11 protein-coding genes are annotated in these 19,684 nt (G+C 45.6%); 6 read left to right on the plus strand and 5 right to left on the minus strand.

Annotation, left to right across the window (positions count from 1 at the left end; all coding sequences use genetic code 11):
• Positions 1–341: 341 nt before the first annotated feature.
• Entirely contained in the window at positions 342–1,979 is a 1,638-nt protein-coding gene (locus AM228_RS27090; RefSeq protein ID WP_054470025.1) for a mechanosensitive ion channel, read from the minus strand.
• Positions 1,980–2,369: 390 nt separating this feature from the next.
• Between AM228_RS27090 and AM228_RS27095 the strand changes: the two genes are divergently transcribed.
• A complete protein-coding gene (locus tag AM228_RS27095; protein WP_054470026.1) occupies positions 2,370–2,834 on the plus strand; it encodes an SRPBCC family protein in 465 nt (154 codons plus the stop codon).
• A gap of 192 nt (positions 2,835–3,026) precedes the next feature.
• Here AM228_RS27095 and AM228_RS27100 read toward each other — a convergent pair whose 3' ends face one another.
• The 4 genes from AM228_RS27100 to AM228_RS27115 form a co-directional block, all read right to left on the minus strand.
• Positions 3,027–3,902, minus strand: coding sequence for an Npun_R2479 family HD domain-containing metalloprotein (locus AM228_RS27100; protein ID WP_054470027.1), 876 nt, complete (start codon positions 3,900–3,902; stop codon positions 3,027–3,029).
• Positions 3,903–4,060: 158 nt separating this feature from the next.
• The gene (locus tag AM228_RS34630) at positions 4,061–4,693 is read right to left on the minus strand and encodes a hypothetical protein (RefSeq protein WP_072160946.1); all 633 of its coding nucleotides are present in this window, start codon (positions 4,691–4,693) and stop codon (positions 4,061–4,063) included.
• A 186-nt stretch (positions 4,694–4,879) separates the two neighbouring features.
• Positions 4,880–8,119: a phosphoenolpyruvate carboxylase gene (locus AM228_RS27110; RefSeq protein WP_054470028.1), complete on the minus strand. Its 3,240-nt coding sequence runs from the start codon at positions 8,117–8,119 to the stop codon at positions 4,880–4,882.
• A gap of 252 nt (positions 8,120–8,371) precedes the next feature.
• Positions 8,372–8,623: a hypothetical protein gene (locus AM228_RS27115; RefSeq protein WP_231636963.1), complete on the minus strand. Its 252-nt coding sequence runs from the start codon at positions 8,621–8,623 to the stop codon at positions 8,372–8,374.
• 100 nt (positions 8,624–8,723) lie between these two features.
• Between AM228_RS27115 and AM228_RS27120 the strand changes: the two genes are divergently transcribed.
• From AM228_RS27120 to AM228_RS27140, 5 genes are all read left to right on the plus strand, one after another.
• The gene (locus AM228_RS27120) at positions 8,724–12,053 is read left to right on the plus strand and encodes a hypothetical protein (protein WP_054470029.1); all 3,330 of its coding nucleotides are present in this window, start codon (positions 8,724–8,726) and stop codon (positions 12,051–12,053) included.
• Positions 12,054–12,393: 340 nt separating this feature from the next.
• Positions 12,394–15,468: a type ISP restriction/modification enzyme gene (locus tag AM228_RS27125; protein ID WP_054470030.1), complete on the plus strand. Its 3,075-nt coding sequence runs from the start codon at positions 12,394–12,396 to the stop codon at positions 15,466–15,468.
• A 61-nt stretch (positions 15,469–15,529) separates the two neighbouring features.
• Positions 15,530–15,718: a hypothetical protein gene (locus AM228_RS27130; protein WP_054470031.1), complete on the plus strand. Its 189-nt coding sequence runs from the start codon at positions 15,530–15,532 to the stop codon at positions 15,716–15,718.
• A 1,242-nt stretch (positions 15,719–16,960) separates the two neighbouring features.
• Entirely contained in the window at positions 16,961–17,674 is a 714-nt protein-coding gene (locus AM228_RS27135) for a response regulator transcription factor (RefSeq protein ID WP_231636964.1), read from the plus strand.
• 178 nt (positions 17,675–17,852) lie between these two features.
• Positions 17,853–19,684, plus strand: a 1,832-nt coding sequence (locus tag AM228_RS27140; protein ID WP_197285431.1) for a M6 family metalloprotease domain-containing protein, incomplete at its 3' end; no start/stop codon positions are given.

Raw genomic sequence — 19,684 nt, forward strand, 5'->3', positions numbered from 1 at the left:
TTAATTGATGACACGCCCTAGCCTTTGTCTAAATTTCGCTGTTTGCTATGGTTTCACCGGAAACCCCTGCCTAATTTCAAATTTTGATAACATTTGGCTAGGCAGGTTAGGGGATAGGGCGATCGCCAATTTATGTTGATTTATTTTAATTTATTTTGATTTATTTGTTCGCATTTCACCTAAATTTTTGTTAATTTAAAGTAATTTTTGTTAATTTAAAGTAAAAAAATCTAAAAATATCGGACAAAGCCACATTATTTTGACTGAAAATAGAAAATAATGTGGCTTCATCTCACAGTTAGCGGTCAACTAAGAGTGGTTAACCGTTCAGAATCAATTCTCTATTTGTCGTTATCTTTAAAGGTAGATAACCATTGTCTCAACTGTTCAGCCGCCACATCGCGACCTCCTAAGCCAAAGGCGATCGCCACCGCCACGGCGATCGCGCCCAGGAGCAGTCCAAAGGCTAAATTAACAATATCCGTAGCAATGCCCATTTGTTGTAAAGCCATTGCACCGGATAGGGCAATAATCGAAATCCGCGCACTATTGCCTAAAATTTTCGCGTTGGCACCACCGGCCCCAGAAATCAGGGTAAAGGCTAAATTCGCCAGATATAAACCGATTCCAAAGACCAGCAGACCAACCAAAACGTTGCCAGAACCTTGGAGAATCCCTTGAGCAATTTGGGTCAGCGCAGGCATCCCCAGCACTTCGCTCGCGGCTACTGCGGCAAAGAGCATAATGCCAACTTGCACCACAATTCCGGCAATTTCTGAAGGAGTTTTGTTGACGGAGATGGTTTCAGAATTGCTTGCATTGTCCGACGGGGAAACCGTGGGCAAACCGAGCCATTGGAAAATATTATTAAACCCAAGACTAGCCAAGATTTTGGCGACCAACTCAGAAATAAATTGGCCGATCGCATAGAACACGGCAAAAATTAAAGCTGCCGTAAAAATCTGCGGGATAGTATTCAGGATTTGTTGCAGCATCGACACCGCTGGAGCGGAAATGGCCTCAATTTGCAGAGCATTGAGAGCCGCGATCGCCGTAGGAATCAAAATCAACACATAGACCAAAGTGCCGATCAGCCCAGACAGAGACATTCCCCCATCGGTTTGGGTCAGTCCCATCTTAGAAGCGATTTGATCCGTCCCCATTGCCGCCAAAACATTAGTGATAATGCGGCGAACAATCCAAGCAATAAACCAACCGATCGCCCCAATAATCACAGCGGTGAGAATCTTCGGCAATGCGGAAAGAATCGTATCAAGCAGATTTTGGACTGGTTGCAGTGGCCCTTGCAACTGCAAGGCATCCAATACCAAAGGCAGGAAGAACAAAAACACGAACCAATACATCGCATTGGCTAGGGTTTCGTTCAAAGAAAAGGGGCTTTGTTCGCCACCTGTTTGTTCTGCTAGGCGATCGTCCAAGTGGAAGCTTTGCAACCCGTGGGTAACGATGGCTTTAGTCATCGTCGCCACAATCCAAGCGACTCCGAGGATTACCACGGCACCGCCGATTTTGGGCAGGTAGTTAAATATCTGTTGTAAAAAACTATTCAGTGGCTGGGAAACAATATCTAAATTTAAAACATTGAAAAACGCAACCAGGGCGAAAATCATAATCACCCAGAACACCAATTGGGACACCCATTTTTCGATAGGAACTTTGGGGTCATTTGGTTGCCGACCCAGCACTTTAGCTGCGATCCAGTTGTCAATTTCCGTGGCGTCAAGGAGTTTTTTTGTTCCCAGGGCGAGAGCATTTGCCAACATCCAACCCACCAGCAGGATGGCGATCGCGCCAATTAAACTCGGTAAAAAGCTACCCACTTGTTCCCCCATTTTTTGGAAAAACGAAGTGACAGGACTCAGGGCAGAACTGACTGCATTTTCCTGAGCTAATAACAGATTTGACCCCAGTCTTAAACCCGATTCTGGGATCCTAGTGATTTGCAAAATTTCATTCATAGTGATTTTATCCTAAACTTCTCTACGGTGCGGACAAACCAAAAATATCTTGTCTCGATCTTGTCTCGTTGTTCAGAATTTGTACAGCACTTGGCACTATCTTACAAGACTGATGCTGATTTGGTTGCCTTGTTGTTGGTTAAGAATTGCTACTTGTTGACAATCTCGGCAATTCCTGGAAGCTTTATGATGTAGCTGGCGATATAGCTGGCCATATAGCTTGCCATATATCTAACTCAGATTATTCAAGCTGTTCAAAAATTAATTTTTAATTAATTTTCTAAGATTTTGATAATTCTGAGTTTTTTTACTATGTTATTCGATTAGAGGAGTTAATCCTTCCCGAGTATTTTTTCCCCTTACCGTCTATCACTTCCCTATAGCATAAAAATGGTCTCTCGTCAAACTTTTGAGCAGTCAATTCAAATTCGCGCATCCGCTACCACAGTAGAACGCTGTATCACTGATTTAGAATTAATGCATCTTTGGCTCAATCCCGCTTTACGGTGCGATCCGGTGGGCGAGTGGAGTACAGAACTAGGCAGTCGAAGTCGATTTAGAATCTTGACTCCCTTGTGGCAACCCACTCTCAATAGTGTGGTGGTCGAACGAGAACCCGGGTTGATCGTCTGGCAATTTCAGGGTTTTTTTACCGGGCGCGATCGCTGGGAATGTCAGCCTGAAGGCAAAGGCACTCGATTAGTGAATCGCTTTGAGTTTTCGATTCCCAATCCGATCGTTGAGTTTGGGTTCAATCGGTTTGCGGCGAATTGGACGCGACAAGATATGCAGGCTCAACTGCGACGATTTAAGCAAGTCGCTGAAAGAATTTACCTCAGTTCTGGAACCGTTTAATTCTCTTGAGTCCATAATTGACATCAATTGACATCAGAGGAGAGATGAGAGAGGGGATAGGAGAGAGGGGAGAGTAGAGCGCACAGAGGAGAGAGGGGGAGAGGAGGGAGAATTTTCATGGTTCATATTAGCATCTCTTTTCTAGGCATCTCTTTTCTAGGCATCTCTTTTCTAGGCATCTCTTTTCTCTGTTTACCCAGGGTCAATGATTTTATTAATGATTTTATTACTGCTTTTATCAATTGATGAATTCTTTATGGCAAACAGATTGCTATAAAGAATTGTTAGCACTCGTTTTCCTTCCTGGGTCAACTCTAAATAAGTCATCGCATCGGCAATAAACGGATAGACCGTATTCCAGTAAAATTCCGTATAGTGCCGACGTAAATCTCCGAGTCCTTTACACCCTAGTTGTTGATTATATCCCGTTTCTTCAAATTCATAAAATAATGCCGGTAATTTCAAAAAATAGCGCTCCTCGCTTAATTCCCCAATTAAATCTGCCGCCCGGACTAATCCTGGGTATGTCTTGGTTTCTTCAGGAGCCAAAGCTGAGGCTAAAGCAAAACGAGTAAATTCAATATTTTTCTGAATTTCTTTGGCATTAATCAGCTTATGACCACCAAATCTTTCTTGAACAAATAGCTTACCGCGATCGACACGATAAGGAGCGAGACTAGCGTCAGTTTTTCCCGCAGGTAATTCTACCATCGTGTTATTAATTCCCGTGGCATAGCATCCGGGTCGATCTTGAAGACAAACTCCCTTGACATAGCCAATATCATGGTATAATAAAGAAATCGTAAAATGTAACCAATCCTCACAAGAAACTCCCCCTTCTTGGATATGTTTGCCACGCAAAATTTCCAAGCCTACTAAGGTGACAATGATGGTATGTTCAATATTGTGATAAAGAGCATCACTATTGGCAATGTTTTCTAAGGCCATTGCTCCAGCCCAAGCCAAGATATCGGGATAGTCTGGCTTCAGTCTGCCATAAGTGCGATGATAAGCCGATCGCAATTTTTTGACAAAATCATCAATCAGCAGTTCAGTAGCTTTATACATATCCTCTGGTTCGGTGATGTTGACGGTTTGACGATAGATTTTAGCAAGAATCAATTTATTGAGTAATTATCAGTCATGGTTAATTTTTTGTTCATAATTAATCATTAAAACTTGTTAACTATTAATTGTTTATATAAATTTTGAAAAACAGGCAATTACTACTTATTTGATCGGTTTAAGTTTTGCCACACTGTATCGATGCTGCTTTCGGGAAAACCTAGATAAATTAAAATTTCTCGCCCCTGGTTTCGACTCATTTTAGGGGGATTTGGGGTAGATTTTGCTACCGCATCAGCCCAATCCAGAAACTGTGCCAATGATAGCGGACTGTTGATGGGTTCTGAGGGCTTTTGCTCTCTGTCATCACCCGCTGAGGATTTGAGGGGGATTTTTTTTTCCGCTTCCAGGAGCGATCGCCATACCCTCCGTAGGGTGGCAATTTCATCCGCTGTTAGTCCTTCTAACGGGAGTGAGCCCGATTCGGCGATCGCCTGCTTCTGAATCAACTCGGCGTCACCATCGTGCTTTTCAACCTCTCTGGTGGCTAAACCGGCTATAAATGCACCGAGAATTGTCCCCATCCAAGCACCGACTAAAGTACCTTTCCACAGGGCTCCGGGAGTTTGCCATGCCCGACAAAGATGATTTAATCCTTCGGGCTGGTTTTGACACTGAGCCGTCCGAGCGAACCAATTGATTTGGCCGCCTAGATAAGAGCCAAAAAAGCCTGATGTCAGCGCGACAAAGGTACAAATTAATATACGTTTTTCTGAAAAAAGTTTGCCAAGCATTTTGGGGGGAACAGAGAATAGGGGGCAGCGGTGCTCACCGACCCGCCATCGGCAGGGGGGGCAGGGGAGCGGGGGGCGGAGGGGTAGGGGCGAATGCGAGAACGCCCCTACAACGGTCAACGGTCAATCACTGGTTCGGCTTCGCTCACCAGCCACAAAAAACGAATAACCAATAACCAATAACCATCAGCCGGTGTTTCTCATGCCAGCGGCAATGCCATTAATCGTGAGTAATGCACCACGCAATAATTCATTTTTATTATAGCGAGAGTGGATGACTCCTGAAGGCATTAGGGTATTGTGTTCCCGGAGTCGTTTGAGCAAAGAAACTTGCAATAAACTCAAGGGGACAATGGTTTGGTTGCGTAGCTGGACTGAACGCTGGAGGGCGCGATCGCCATCTAATAAGCGTTCATGGCCAGTCACTTTCAGGACTAAATCACGGGTGAGGTTGTATTCATTGCTAATTTGGGCAAATAGTTGTTGAAATGCCTCACGTTTTTCTGGGGTTGAGAGTTCGTTAACGTAGTGATGGCTAATTTCTAGGTCTACTTTAGAGAGGGTCATTTCTACCTTACTAATCACCATTTTAAAGAATGGCCATTTTAGGTAAAAATAGCGGAGGAGTTTCAGGTGTTCTACGGGTTCCTGTTGTAAAAATTCGTTTAAAGCGGTGCCGACTCCATACCAGGCAGGCACCAGAAAACGAGTTTGCGTCCAGCTAAATACCCAGGGAATTGCTCGCAAGGTGCTGAGGTCTTTTTTGCCAGTACGACGACGAGCCGGACGAGAAGAAATTTGCAGTTGACTGATTTCTTGAATTGGGGTGACTTCCATGAAGAAATCCACAAAGTCAGGTTGTTCATAAATCAACGCCCGGTAACAAGCCCGCGATCGCGCCGATAACTCTTCTACAATGTCATTCCACGGTTCAATATCATCAAAGCCAGACCCTAATAAACTGGCTTGAATTACTGCGGTTGAAATGCTTTCTAAGTTATAAAGCGCTAACTCTGGCAATGTATATTTACTGCCTAAAACTTCCCCTTGTTCCGTAATTTTAATCCGGCCATTCACCGTGCGATTTGGTTGAGCTAAAATTGCCTCATAAGCAGGCCCGCCACCGCGTCCCACGGAGCCGCCCCGTCCGTGAAAAATGCGTAAGACAATGTTATAAGGTTCGGCTACTTTTTGCAGTTGTTTTTGAGCTTTATGAATCTCCCAATTACTGCTAAGAAAACCCGAATCTTTGTTACTGTCGGAGTAGCCTAACATAATTTCTTGCAATGATTCGGATGTCCCGGTCTGATGGGAATTTTTACCAACCGACCCAGGGATTGACTCAGACCCCGATCGCTGCTCCCCGGATAAGCCCCGATAACCCCCGCTGAGTATTGCCCGATACAGGGGCAAATCAAACAACTGTTTCATCACTCCTGGGGCATTTTTTAGGTCTTCTACGGTTTCAAATAAGGGGATGACATGGAGGGTGCTAATGCCCGTGGCGGGATCGTATAACCCGGCTTCTTTAGCCAGCAGCAAGACTTCCAGTAAGTTGCTGACAGATTTGGTCATGCTGATAATATAGGTCTGGCAAATTTCTTGGCCAAATTCCTGTTGCAACTTGCGGACAATGCGAAATGTTTCAATAATTTCGCTGGTTGATTCAGAAAAGGGCAGGGAGTCAGGAATCAATGGTCGGCGAGTTTGCAGTTCGCGAATCAGCCAAGAAATCCGCTGTTCTTCGGGCATCTCGTTGTAAGATTGCGGCAAGATTTGCAAGTATTCGAGAATTTCATTCATGCTCTCCGAGTGACGGGTTGATTCTTGCCGGATATCTAAAGCCGCGAGGTGGAAGCCATAAATTTCTACTTGAGCAATTAGGGTTTCGATCCCCCGACAGGTTAGACCTGTGGTGTCTAGGTTGCGTTTGATTAAATTGAGTTCGGCCAGAAATTCTGCCCCAGAATGGTACATGGGGAGGTTGATTTTTTCCTTGAAGGATCGCAAATCCAAGATGTTTTGTTCATATAAACGGGAGTTGCGATCGCGGGTATTTTTCAGCCGCCGCAGAATATAAGTCAGTTTCAGCCGATAGGGTTCTTGGCGATAGCGAATCGCTGATTCCTCATAAATGTCTGGAAAGTTCAGTCGGTCTTGTTCTAAGGAGTCTAAAAGTTCCTGGGAAACTTCACTCCAGTGGAGGGAGACACTCAGAATTTCTACTAACTGCTCAATGGATTCAATGTATTTATCCAGGACTAGGCGCCGTTGGTAGCAAGCGGTTTTCCAGGTGACATCTGGGGTACAAAATGGGTTGCCATCGCGATCTGCCCCCACCCAGGAGCCAAATTTACAGAAATTATACTGCGGCGGTTTGAGGTAAGGGAAACAACTTTGCAAGGAACGTTTGAGTCGTTCATGCAGTAAGGGCAATACGTCAAACAGGACTTCCTCAAAGTAGTGCAACGTATAGTCCACTTCATCCATCACTGTGGGTTTGAACTGATGCAACTCGTCAGTCCGCCACCAGAGACGGATTTCTTCCGTTAGCTGATCCAGAAGCGTGTCTTCGTCCTCCGAATCCTCAAAGTCTAGCAACATTTGGGCATCCGCCAGTCGGTCTAGCTTTTGCAGCAGTTTGGCAATGCGCCGTTGCTTTGTCCGCAAGGTATGGCGCACGATTTCCGTGGGGTGAGCCGTAAACACCAACCGGACATCTAGTTCATCTAGCAATTTCTGGATTTGCTGCGGCGGCACATTCAAACGCAATAAATTGCTAAAGAGTTGGTTAAAGGTGCCTAAATCTCGCCGTTGGACTGGGTTGGTGGCAAAAATGCTCAGCTCCGATAAGCACTGATGGGAAATTGTCAGCTTTTCTGGCAACTCTGGAGAGGTTTTCGGTGTATCTCCCTGAGATAAGTCGTTCTCCACCGGCACCACACGGGGTGTGGTTTCAGATGATTTGAGCTTTTTGTTGGCTACCTGAGTCTCTCCATTGAGATGCGGGGCTGATTGACTAAAGCGGGAACTCGTTGGTTTAGCCCGTTGCAGACTATTGGGAAAATTGCGATCGCCTGAAGTCCGGTAAGCCAGTTGAGAGCGCTGATCGTAGTGCTGTTCAACGATGTTAATGATCTGAAAGTACAGAGCAAAAGCCCGAGAAAAACGAATCGCTTGCTCAATTTCCATTTGTTCCACGATTTTGAGAATCGGAAACGCTGAAAATTGGGTCGCTTGTCTCGCGGGAGAACACATCGAACGCATTTGATTCAGTTGCTCCACAAATTCTGCACCGCACTCCTGAGAAAGAACAAATTCCCAAATATCTTCTACAATTTTGAGGCGATGCCGCAGCAGAATTTCCGTGGGCGCTTCGCCAAGCGCCCCTACGTTGACTTGGGTGTCTGATGTTTGGGTAATCATAGACCGGGTTGATGGAGCTTACGCCATAATTTTACGAGCAATTCAACACAACCCACCACTTACTCTGGGTAAATCGTTTATAACTGATATAATTGTGCGGCTTTATAATTGTTTACTATCACAAATCACAAAGTCGATATCCGCGCCGTCGGCTGTTGCCCCTGGGAGATGCTTCGGCTGGGTCGAAATCTCCCAGAAGGCAAGGTCAATTATCTATTCTCCCTCGGTTAAGCTGGAATTAATGTTCTCTGACTATTGTTCAGGATTCGCGTCCGCTGCCACCGGAAAGTGGAGAACTGGGAGGCGATCGCCTCGAAAGATTTCTTCACTGGCTTGACCGAGGCTTTGTAAGCCATCAGCGATCGCTTTTCCGCCAACCAGTCCCAGTAACATGGGTACGGTTATACAGGCAATCAGGGACTCTGAAGCAATGTTGATTTGCTTAAACATTTCCGCTGCATTAGCAGTCATCTCTGGTTGAGAATCAGGCTGAAACTTAGGCATTGATTCCTCCTGAAATTTTGGGGATAGTTTCAGCATACAACTATGCCAAAATTTCGTGGTTATTATGGTATCTCTGAAGGCACTCATTGGATAAGCAGTTATGTCACCCTCCCCGCATTTAACCCAATCACCGAAAACCGCCACCAGTCATTTATCTCTCAATGACTGGGCTACTCGCTGTGTCAATCTTCCCGGCGTTCAGGTGCAATGCTGGCAACGCCAGAATCTGTTGGATATTCTCTGCGAAGGGGAAGCTTGTCCAGAAGTGTCGATTGTGGTTGACCAGTTAACTCTTGGTCTTAAGCAAATCAATCTCCAGAATTTTTTGCCTTCAGGTTCTCCACCTGTGTTGGTGATTTGTGTTCACGGTCGGAGTTTCGGCCAAAAGCGCCCCAATTGGACTGTCCGACTCAATCCTCAAGACCCTGAGAGGGTCGCACCTCCTCCAGATTTGGAAACCACTCAGCGACCAACTAGGCAAAAAATTTCTCCAGTTTTGCCCCCTCCGTCCGAGGATTGGCACGCTGCCCGCGAAGGAAATCCCAAGGCGATCGCCGATTACCTGAGTCACGCCCTGAAGTCTTGGGGTTTAGGGGTTAAGGTGATTGTGAAAGTTCAAACCCTGGAATCATCACTCGCTTCCCCATCACCCTCGGCAGGGACAGAGGCAGCCGAGCCAAATCCTGCATCGGCTGCCCCTAATCCTTGGTCGGCTGTTTATCTGCATACTAAGGTGGAGGCGGTCAACTCTCAACCCCAAAAGCGTCTTTGGGTGGTTTGCCAGTCTGCTTATAGTCCAGAACCCTTGTCTATTGCCCCTTCCCTCGGCGCCCGCTTACGAGAATTGGATTTACAGGGCTTTAAAGATGCGGTGATTCTCGGTCAGGTGAGCGGAGAAAAACAGCCGGAATGGATTCTCCGGGTCGATTTGACCCCCGCAAAACTGATGCTCAAAGATTGGGCCAGGTGGGGAGATGTGGAAGCAATTACCCAACTGTTGCATCAACGGTTACGGGAAGCTTTACCGGGTAGTTTTGCTGAAGATTTACAGATTTCTGGGGTGCTGAAAGAATCGACCCTACATATCTTTTTGAGCGACCCAGGTTTTGCCATCGATTCAGCGGCTTATGGGACGGATTCGACGACTTTTCACAAGGAAGCAGTTAAGGCAGCGATCGCTCCCCTCCTAGAAACTATTGCCCCCCAGAATATCTATGGCGTCACTATCTATGGTCTCAGAGGTGATAAATCTACCAGTTCCCTGGATATGGATGCTACCCCCCTGTGGGTAGATTGGATCGATTTGCCCGCTTCTCGGTTTAGCCATCTTGCCCCCACGACGATGGAGTTAGCCCAGAATGGAGATTTGTCCGCCCTGACTTTTTTGATCGATCGCCTACTCCACCCGGATTTGGAAGAAAAACTCAATACCGGGGGAATACGGGTTTCCCTCCGTCAAAAAGCAGACCTGCTGCATATTCTGGTGGAAGCCCCCACCTGCCCCCCGCGAGCGATCGGAGCGAAAGTTGCCAAGTTTGTCGCTACTCTGAATCTGCCGCAAACCCTGGGAGTGCGCGTCTACGGCAGGCGAGCGGGACAAAAACAGCTTCAAAAAGCCCAGGGGCAATGGCGCTATGGCCTGGATTTTCAGTCCCGCTCGTCTCGCACGGAAACCATCCCAGAATTTACCGTTACCGAACCCGCATCTTTGGTGACGACTGCCGACTTGTTGCCCCAACCGGGCAATTTGGTGATGCATCCCGATCTCAACTCAGACGATTTACAATCTTGTCTGACTAAGCCACTCACCGTCAAACTTCGGAAAAAGAAAGAAGCATCTCCCAATCCTCTCCAGCAAGGGTTACTCCTCTCTGGGCTTTTTGTTCCCATTACCACTTCCCCCAGTACCAACTTAACTTCGGCAAAAGTAACCATGATTTGGGGACTTTTGGGTTTATTGTTTACCCTGCAAGCGGATTGGTTATTGGCGGAACTGCTACAAATCCAGCAGTTCAAAACTAATCAAGCGCAGTGGCAAGCAACCACTGCAGTCTCTGAATCTTCAGCCCTGCTGCCCGCTTCAACCCAAATCGACAATCAAGAGTTGATGGATTTTACCGGAGCCAGTGACTCCGATTTAGGCAATATGAATTGGTCAAAGGCCGAGGACAACTCTGAAGTGTTTAACGCTTCTGGTTTTACTCAAGCTATGACCGGAGATGCTGAATTTTTTAGCCCCCGACTCGCGGAAAAGTTTAAATATCCTTCGTTTAATAGTCAGCAACTGGACGACCAATTGGCGATTTATGCTCAGTATGTGGCTGAGTATGGGGTGCCCGATGTGCTGATTGTGGGCAGTTCCCGCGCTCTACGGGGTGTCGATCCAGGGCATATGCATCGTCAACTTAGCGATCGCTATCCTAATCTCCGCATTTTTAATTTTGGGATTAATGGTGCAACGGCTCAAGTAGTGGATTTGCTCGTGCGTCAACTCCTTGGGGCTAAACAGTTGCCTCGTTTAATTATTTGGGCCGATGGGGCACGCGCTTTTAATAGTGGTAGAAGCGATCGCACTTTTCAAATGATTACCGCCTCCGCAGGCTACAAAGAATTACAATTCGGTTCACCCCCGGCAATTTTGCCCCCAGAATCTAAATCAGGAAATTCTTTGGCTTCCTTAACCTCCACCCTCGCCGAACGAGCCAAAAAAGGCATCTCTTTCTCTGATGCCTACCAGCAACTTGACCGATGGCTTAATGAACAAGTCGGCTCGCTTTCTGCTACCTATTCTCAACGCCAAGAATTGCACAATTGGTTTGCCTATAGTCTCCGCAATTCTATTAGCGATCGACAGAAATCCGCTGATTCAACCAAGTCTCTTTCTTGCCAAAGTACCGATAAAACTGGGGACACATCTTTGGTTTGCGACTCGGCCTCAGACGGCACCGTAAATCCTTTAGATGCAATCACAATTACCGACGGTAAATCTATCAGTCACTTTAATGGTTTCCTGCCCATCAGCATTCAGTTCGACCCGAAGAGTTATTATGAGCAATATGCTTTCGTTTCTGGGGACTATGACGCTGACTATGAATCCTTTAGCCTTACGGGTCAACAAACTACAGCAACCATTAACTTACTTGACTTTCTCAACAAGCATCAAGTCTCACTGGTTTTTGTTAACACTCCCCTAACCGAAGATTATTTAGATCCGATTCGCATGAAACATGAAAGCGCCTTTCAAAAGTATATGTTAGGGCTGGCATTGCAACATGGATTTATCTTCCGAGATTTTAGTCAAGAATGGCCGAACGAGCATCAATATTTTTCCGACCCCAGTCACTTAAATGCCCTCGGTGCTCAAAGGGTTTCTGACCGCTTATCCCAAGATCCTTTAATTCCTTGGCCGAATTCTAAGACCCAATTATAAGGTCAAATAACGCCTAAATTGCTACCACAGAGTCCTCTGTGTTTCTCCGTGTCTCTGTGGTAAAAATTCCGCCAACTTTTTTCTCAAAAACTATTGACAACTCCGAAAGTATATTATATCATAGAGAAAATGTTAAAGTGGGAAAATGTGCCGACATATATATATTGTTCGTGGTTGTTTGTTGGTGGTTGATTGTTGATTGTTGACTCTGCCCCTCCGCACCTCTGCCGATGGCGGGCACCCCACACCGATGGCGGGCACCTCTGCACCTCTGCCCCTCCGCCCCACCTCTGTGGTAACATATAGCTAATTTCGCCTATACAAAAATCGGATTAAGCTCATGGCTATTCTCAACCTCAAACCTACCCACAAACCAGTAAAGTTATATTACGAAACATTACAAAACTTTGCTAAGTTGGGGGCAGCTAATGAAGGGGCAGTAAAAGTAGCTTTTGCTGATTTGCTCACCGCTTGTTGTCAGCAATTTAACTGGATATTGCTACAGGAAAATAGCCTAAAATTAACCGAGAAAAAGCGAATCCAAGTTGATGGGTTATTAGTTCGGCAAGATACCCTCAAACATGGGGTCTGGGAAGCCAAAGATACGGAAGATGATTTAGCCAAGGAAGTGCAAAAGAAATTTGCCAAAGGCTATCCCAAAGATAACATTATTTTTCAGTCTCCTGAACGGGTGATTATTTGGCAAGGGGGACAGCAAGTTTATGATGGGGATATCACTAAACCGGAAATTCTGGTAGAAAGTCTTAAGCTATTTTTTGAATATCGCCCACCCCAGATCGAAAATTGGGAAAAAGCCGCCGCAGAATTTGGGGACAGAGTTCGCAGCTTAGGGGAAAAACTGGTTGAGTTAATTGAGGGGCAACGGAAAACCAATAAAAAATTTATTGATGCTTTTGATGGGTTTAGTAATCTTTGCCGTCAGTCGATTAATCCTAATATTTCTGATGCGGCAGTAGAAGAGATGCTGACTCAGCATTTACTCACGGAACGGATTTTTCGCCAGATTTTTAATAACCCTGATTTTACTAACCGCAATATTATCGCGGTGGAAATTGAGAAGGTGATTTCGGCTTTAACCTCTAAGTCTTTTAGCCGCGCCCATTTTTTAGCGGAGGTAGATTATTTTTATCGGGCATTAGAAGAAGCCGCCGCCACTATTAACGATTATAGCGAGAAACAGCATTTTTTAAACACTGTTTATGAGAAGTTTTTCCAAGGGTTTGCGGTTAAGGTAGCGGATACTCACGGGATTGTTTATACTCCGCAGCCGATTGTAGATTTTATGGTGAAAAGTGTTGATGAGATTCTGCGAAAAGAGTTTAATAAATCTCTCAGCGACAAAGGGGTGCATATTCTGGATCCGTTTGTGGGCACGGGTAATTTTCTGATGCGGGTGATGCGGGAAATTAGAAAAACTGCTTTATCTTATAAATATGAGCATGAGTTGCACTGCAATGAGGTGATGTTGTTACCTTATTATATTGCTTCGATGAATATTGAGCATGAATATTTGACGGCAACGGGGCAATATCAGCCGTTTGAAGGGATTTGTTTGGTGGATACTTTCTCGGATCAAGAGTCGTTGCAACTGGATTTGTTTACTCCAGAAAATACCCAACGGGTGAAACGGCAGCAAAATTCGCCGATTTTTGTGGTTATTGGCAATCCTCCTTATAATGTAGGGCAGGAAAATGAGAATGATAATAATAAAAACCGGAAATATGACCAAAAGGGAGGGGTTGATCGACGGGTAGCGGAGACTTATGCTAAGGACTCGAAAGCGACTTTAAAAAATAAGCTTTCCGATCCTTATGTGAAAGCATTTCGCTGGGCATCGGATAGAATTAAAGATGAGGGAATTGTGGCATTTGTCAGCAATAACAGTTTTATTGATAATATTGCTTTTGATGGGATGCGGCAACATTTAGCCCAAGATTTTGACGCGATTTATGTTTTAGATTTGGGGGGTAATGTGCGAACTAATCCCAAGTTATCAGGAACGACTCATAATGTTTTTGGGATTCAAGTAGGGGTGAGTATTAACCTGTTGATTAAAAAGAAAGAAGGTCAAAAATCTCAATGTCAAATTTACTATGCAGCCGTGGGTGAGTTTTGGCGCAAAGAGGAAAAATATACCTATTTAGAAAAATCTCAGCATTTAGCTGGGGTTGACTGGCAAGAAATTAAACCAGACAAAAAAAATACCTGGTTAACCGCAGGGTTGCAGGCTGATTTTGAAACTTTTATCCCAATGGGAACTAAGGAAACCAAAGCAGCAAAGGGAGAAGCAACCGATACTATTTTTAAGATATTTAGTTTAGGAGTTGCAACTAATCGCGATGTTTGGGCTTATAATTTTAATGCCGATGAATTGGCTGCCAATATTCAACGGGCGATCGCAACTTATAATGAACAAGTGAGAAAATGGCAGGATTGCAAAGATAAATCTATTGGAGTTGATAATTTTGTCACCTATGATGATACTAAAATTAGCTGGTCTCGCGACTTAAAAAAATATTTAAAGCAAGGGATTATCGCAGAATATGACCCAGATTATATCAGAAAATCTCTCTATCGTCCTTTTACCTCTTCTTTTCTATACTTTGCTGCTTACTTAAATGATGTACGCGGTAAATTTCCCTACATATTCCCTACCCCGGAGACTGAGAAAGAGAATCGAGTTATTTGCTTAAGTGGTATCGGTAGTAGTAAGCCTTTTCATTGTCTGATGACTCCAATAATACCTTGCTTAGATATTTTAGAAAAAACCCAATGTTTCCCCTTCTATACCTACGATGAAGACGGAACTAACCGCCAAGAAAATATCACCGATTGGGCTTTAGATGCTTTTCGCCAAGAATACCAAAACCCCGCTATCAGTAAATGGGATATCTTCTATTATATCTATGCCCTTTTACACCATCCCACCTATCGGGAAAAATACGCCGATAACCTAAAACGAGAATTACCCCGCATTCCCTACGCCCCAGACTTTGATAGTTTCGCCAATGCGGGAAAACGCCTGGGGGAAATTCATCTCAACTATGAACAACAACCGGAATATCCCCTAAAATTTATCGAAAATAATGAGGTTACCTTAAATTGGCGAGTGGAAAAGATGAAGCTGAGTAAAGATAAAACCCAGTTAATTTATAACGAGTTTCTCACTTTAGCGGGTATTCCCCCGAAAGTCTTTGAATATCGTCTGGGCAACCGTTCCGCTTTAGATTGGATTGTCGATCGCTATCAAGTAACCGTTGATAAAAGAAGTGGCATTGAAAATGACCCTAACCGCTTAGATGATGAACAATATATTGTCCGGTTAATTGGTCAAGTAATTACGGTTAGTTTAGAGACAGTGGATATTGTGAATGGTTTGCCGTTGTTAGAGTGATGGGGCGGGTAGGGACACGGCTGGCCCAAGTCCCTACGGTTGTTAATTCCTCTGTGTCTCTGTGGTGAAAAAATTTGGCAGCCAGTTGGCAGCGGATGGGTTGATTGTTTGGGTAATTACACAGATTTTCTCCGCGAGTAAACCACAAATACCTGTAGGGGCGAAGCATTCCGGCAGACAAATTATGGCTGAAAATATTGTAAGGGCGAAGCATTCCGGCAGAAGTTTGATGCTGAAAATATTAAATTAACTACCGGAATGCTTCGCCCCTACGGAATGCTTCGCCCCTACCTTGGCAGCGGATTGGCAGCGGATGGGTTGGTTGTTTGAGTAATTAGTAAAGTTGGCAGCGGATGGGTTGGTTGTTTGGGTAATTATGTTAACGGTGAAAACCGAGAATTAACTGCCCGGTAAGCTTTCGCTATGCCGTCAGGCTTTATGCTTTGCCCCTACAAGCCGTAGGGTGGGACGAGACGCGGCGGTATATCAAAGCTAAGTCGGACTCATTCTGTGTTACATCAAGGGTTGTGGGTGCGGTCTTCTGGCTGCGATCAAGATTTAAGACTCAAAGCCTTACTAATTAACCACTTTCAAGGATGCCATAATTTTTTCTGTAAAAAGCAAAAAAAAAGTCTTACTTTAATGAAAAATCTGCCAAAATGGCAACACATTTCTAGGATGATCTGTTAACTTATTTGTAACCCCCAGAAGTTACCGTTTTTTGTGCTGGATTAGCATGGATCCACGATGTCAGGGGATGTCTCATATTAATCGGATCGGCAAGTCCGTTCAGGCTAATTCTGGCGGTTTCAGGTTTGCATCAAAGGTTGTAGGTGCAGCATTATTGCTGCGATCGAGATGTAAAAGTCAAGTTTTCACCAACTGACCGCTATCTGAAGTTTGAAGCGGTCAAATATCAGAATTTCAGGTGGCATTTATAACTGTTGTCAGCGATCGCGAGAAATTCCGCCAGCTATGGGAGGAGTGATTCTCCTGGGCTGCGGCGACGCGGCACTACGCGCAGGCTGCGCCAATCTCTTTCTCTTTTCCTGATATGGGTATGTTTTTATACCTTGTATCTCGTTTTTATCCGTATATTCCGCCAAAATCTCGGCAAAACATTTTGACTCTATGTATAAAAAAATACTTGATTCAGAAAAATTTACCAAAATAATGCAACACTTGATCTTTCGCGTTTTCTCGCGTAGCGCAATCCCCCTAAATCCGCAGTTCCCCCTAGTCTTAAAAAAGGGCGGACAGCTTGATGAAGGGGGACTTTTGACATATAGCACTCGCCAAGAGGGTTAGGACAATTTCGGAGGACTGGCTAAAGTCCTAGACATCCGCAGGCCAAATATCGTGCTGCGTCAGGGTCGCTAATACCAGCGCCCCATTTCAGTGCCCAATGATGGGGTTTGCTTTAGCTTGCCGGAGGCGGTATTTGTCACCGTTGCGGCGCGGGCTTTGTCATTTTTGAATCGCGAAGGAATTTATGGTAACAAATCAAGGGATTTCCTTGAGTCGCGAAGCTCTTGGCGCGGCGACGGCTAAGTCGTTCGCCCGAATGAATTTCCCAGAAGGCGATCGCGGCGTAGAGAACCGCCTGCACCCCCACCTGATGCAGGCAGAGGAGAATAACCATGCATTCAGCCAAAATCAGCACACCCTAACACAATTCAAGCAAATCTTGGATCGTATGGGGGCAATTATTGTGGTGATCGATGAGCAGGTGCAGTTCATGACTCAACGGGCAGAAAAACTGTTAAGCCAGTATTTTTTAGCGCGTGGCCCACACTCATTGCCAGAACCCTTACACCATTGGTTCAAGCATCAGATTGCACAACTCACATTCAATGAAAATGTATCCTCCTGTTTACCCTTGCAGATGGAGCAAGCAGGACGACAGTTGAGCGTCCGTCTGATTCCCCACCCGATCAGGGAGCAGTATCTTATCCTCGTGGAAGAACGAGAACTGCCATCCTTCTCGATTTCGGCTCTGGAATTGCTAGGACTCACCAAACGCGAGGCGGAGGTACTGTTTTGGATTGCCAAGGATAAAAGCAATGCCTCAATTGCTAGAGTGCTGGGTTGCACTGAGGGAACGGTGCGAAAACATTTGGAGCATCTTTACGCAAAGTTGGGTGTGCAAACTCGAACGGGTGCTGTGATGGTGGCACTGGAAAAGTTGGGGCTGATCAAAGGGTAGTTTGTTGCAATATCTTCATAATCCTATACGCAGATCGTCGTATTGCCTCCCCAGTTTATTTTGGGCAGAATTAGATCAAAGGCGGTCATCCAGCTTTTGAAAAGCTGCTTAGACAAACTGTTTAACATTACTTCTCATTGATGGATCAAAAATGTTTGTCCGAAGGAGAACATAATCTATGCCTACGCCATTCAATAACGAGGAATTTACTTTTACCAATCCCGACGGCAGCACCATCCAAGTCAGGGGTTCGGGTAACCAGTATTACGCGGTCTTTGAAACCCTTGATGGTTTTACCGTGGTTAAAGACCCTGACACGGGTTTCTACAAGTACGCGCAGCTTTCCGATGACAAAAATGAGCTTTTGCCAACGGATGCCAAAGTGGGTGAGCTAGACCCACAAAGCTTAGGGCTTCAGCCACACATCCGCATCCGACGGGATAGTGCCAAACAAAAAGCTCTGAGCGCACCTATGCAGCAAGGAGAGGCAAGCCGCTGGCAAGTCCGTCGTCGGCAAAAAAAGGCTCAGTTACGGGGAATAATGCCGACGACGGGGCCTGATGCGTTGCCACTCGCAACTGTCACCACTGGTAACTATGTCGGGTTATGTATCTTGATCAAGTTCCCCGACGTTTCCGCAACCATTTCCCAGCAAGAGGTAAGCAACTTCTGTAACCTACCGGGCTACAACGGGTTTGGAAATAATGGGTCAGTACGCGATTATTTCTACGACAATTCGCGGGGTAAATTAACTTACACCAATGTCGTGACCCAATATTATACGGCTGCCCATAACCGCTCATACTACACCGACGAGACGATTTCCTATGGTATTCGAGCCAGGGAACTGATCGTTGAAGCACTCAATTACCTCAAATCCCAAGGTTTTAACTTCAGTCAGCTTACCAGCGACAGTAGCGGCTATGTCTATGCCTTGAACGTGTTTTACGTCGGACAGAGGGTTAATAATTGGGCTAAAGGGCTTTGGCCACACTCCTGGAGTTTAGCTTCACCCTACGATGTCGGAGGGAAGAAGTTGTATGACTACCAAATCACCAATATCGGTAGTGAACTGACTTTGGGAACCTTCTGTCATGAAAATGGCCACATGATCTGCGATTTTCCTGATTTCTACGATTATGGCTACGAATCTTATGGAGTAGGTAATTATTGCCTCATGGCTTATGGCGGAGATGATAAAAACCCAGTGCAAGTCTGTGCCTACTTAAAAAATGAGGCGGGCTGGGCGACAAAGGTGGTGTCCATAACTCCAGGTATGACGGCGAGCCTCTCTGCTGCCAACAATGACTTTTACGTCTATGCCAAAAACGCGACGGAGTATTTCATCATCGAGAACCGGCAAAAGACAGGTCGAGATACTTCGTTACCTCATGCGGGACTGGCTATCTGGCACGTTGACGAACAGGGGAGCAATAACAATGAACAGATGACTCCCAGCGAACACTACGAATGTTCTTTGGAACAGGCCGATAACCGCTTCGATCTGGAGAAAGGTGTTAATGGGGGCGATAGCACAGATCTGTTCCTTGCCCCGTATAAGACTGAGTTCTCTGATACCACAAGTCCCAGCAGCAAATGGTGGGACGGTAGCAACTCTGGTTTGAAGATCGCCCAAATTTCTGCATCTGGTTCCACCATGACTTTCCTTAGCGACGACTTTAGTGGTGACGATCGCACCGACGTGCTGTTCTACTGCGCCAGCGACAGCAACTGGTGGCTCGGTCGCAGCGACGGCCAGCGTCTCAACTGGGGGTTTGCGGGCAATACCGCTGGGTTTGGCAACCTCACACGCGATGAGATTCGGTTTTTTAGCGGCGACTTTAGTGGTGACGGTCGCACCGACGTGCTGTTCTACTGCGCCAGCGACGGCAACTGGTGGCTCGGTCGCAGCGACGGCCAGCGTCTGAACTGGGGGTTTGCGGGCAATACCGTTGGGTTTGGGTCCCTCACACGCGATGAGATTCGCTTCTTTAGCGGCGACTTTAGTGG

It is taken from the genome of Planktothricoides sp. SR001 (assembly GCF_001276715.1).
Classification (GTDB): domain Bacteria; phylum Cyanobacteriota; class Cyanobacteriia; order Cyanobacteriales; family Laspinemataceae; genus Planktothricoides; species Planktothricoides raciborskii.

Coding starts and splice junctions, on each gene's coding strand:
- AM228_RS27090 (WP_054470025.1), bottom strand. CDS start 1,979: ATGAATGAAATTTTGCAAATCACTAGGATCCCAGAATCGGGTTTAAGA.
- AM228_RS27095 (WP_054470026.1), top strand. CDS start 2,370: ATGGTCTCTCGTCAAACTTTTGAGCAGTCAATTCAAATTCGCGCATCC.
- AM228_RS27100 (WP_054470027.1), bottom strand. CDS start 3,902: ATGTATAAAGCTACTGAACTGCTGATTGATGATTTTGTCAAAAAATTG.
- AM228_RS34630 (WP_072160946.1), bottom strand. CDS start 4,693: ATGCTTGGCAAACTTTTTTCAGAAAAACGTATATTAATTTGTACCTTT.
- AM228_RS27110 (WP_054470028.1), bottom strand. CDS start 8,119: ATGATTACCCAAACATCAGACACCCAAGTCAACGTAGGGGCGCTTGGC.
- AM228_RS27115 (WP_231636963.1), bottom strand. CDS start 8,623: ATGCCTAAGTTTCAGCCTGATTCTCAACCAGAGATGACTGCTAATGCA.
- AM228_RS27120 (WP_054470029.1), top strand. CDS start 8,724: ATGTCACCCTCCCCGCATTTAACCCAATCACCGAAAACCGCCACCAGT.
- AM228_RS27125 (WP_054470030.1), top strand. CDS start 12,394: ATGGCTATTCTCAACCTCAAACCTACCCACAAACCAGTAAAGTTATAT.
- AM228_RS27135 (WP_231636964.1), top strand. CDS start 16,961: ATGGTAACAAATCAAGGGATTTCCTTGAGTCGCGAAGCTCTTGGCGCG.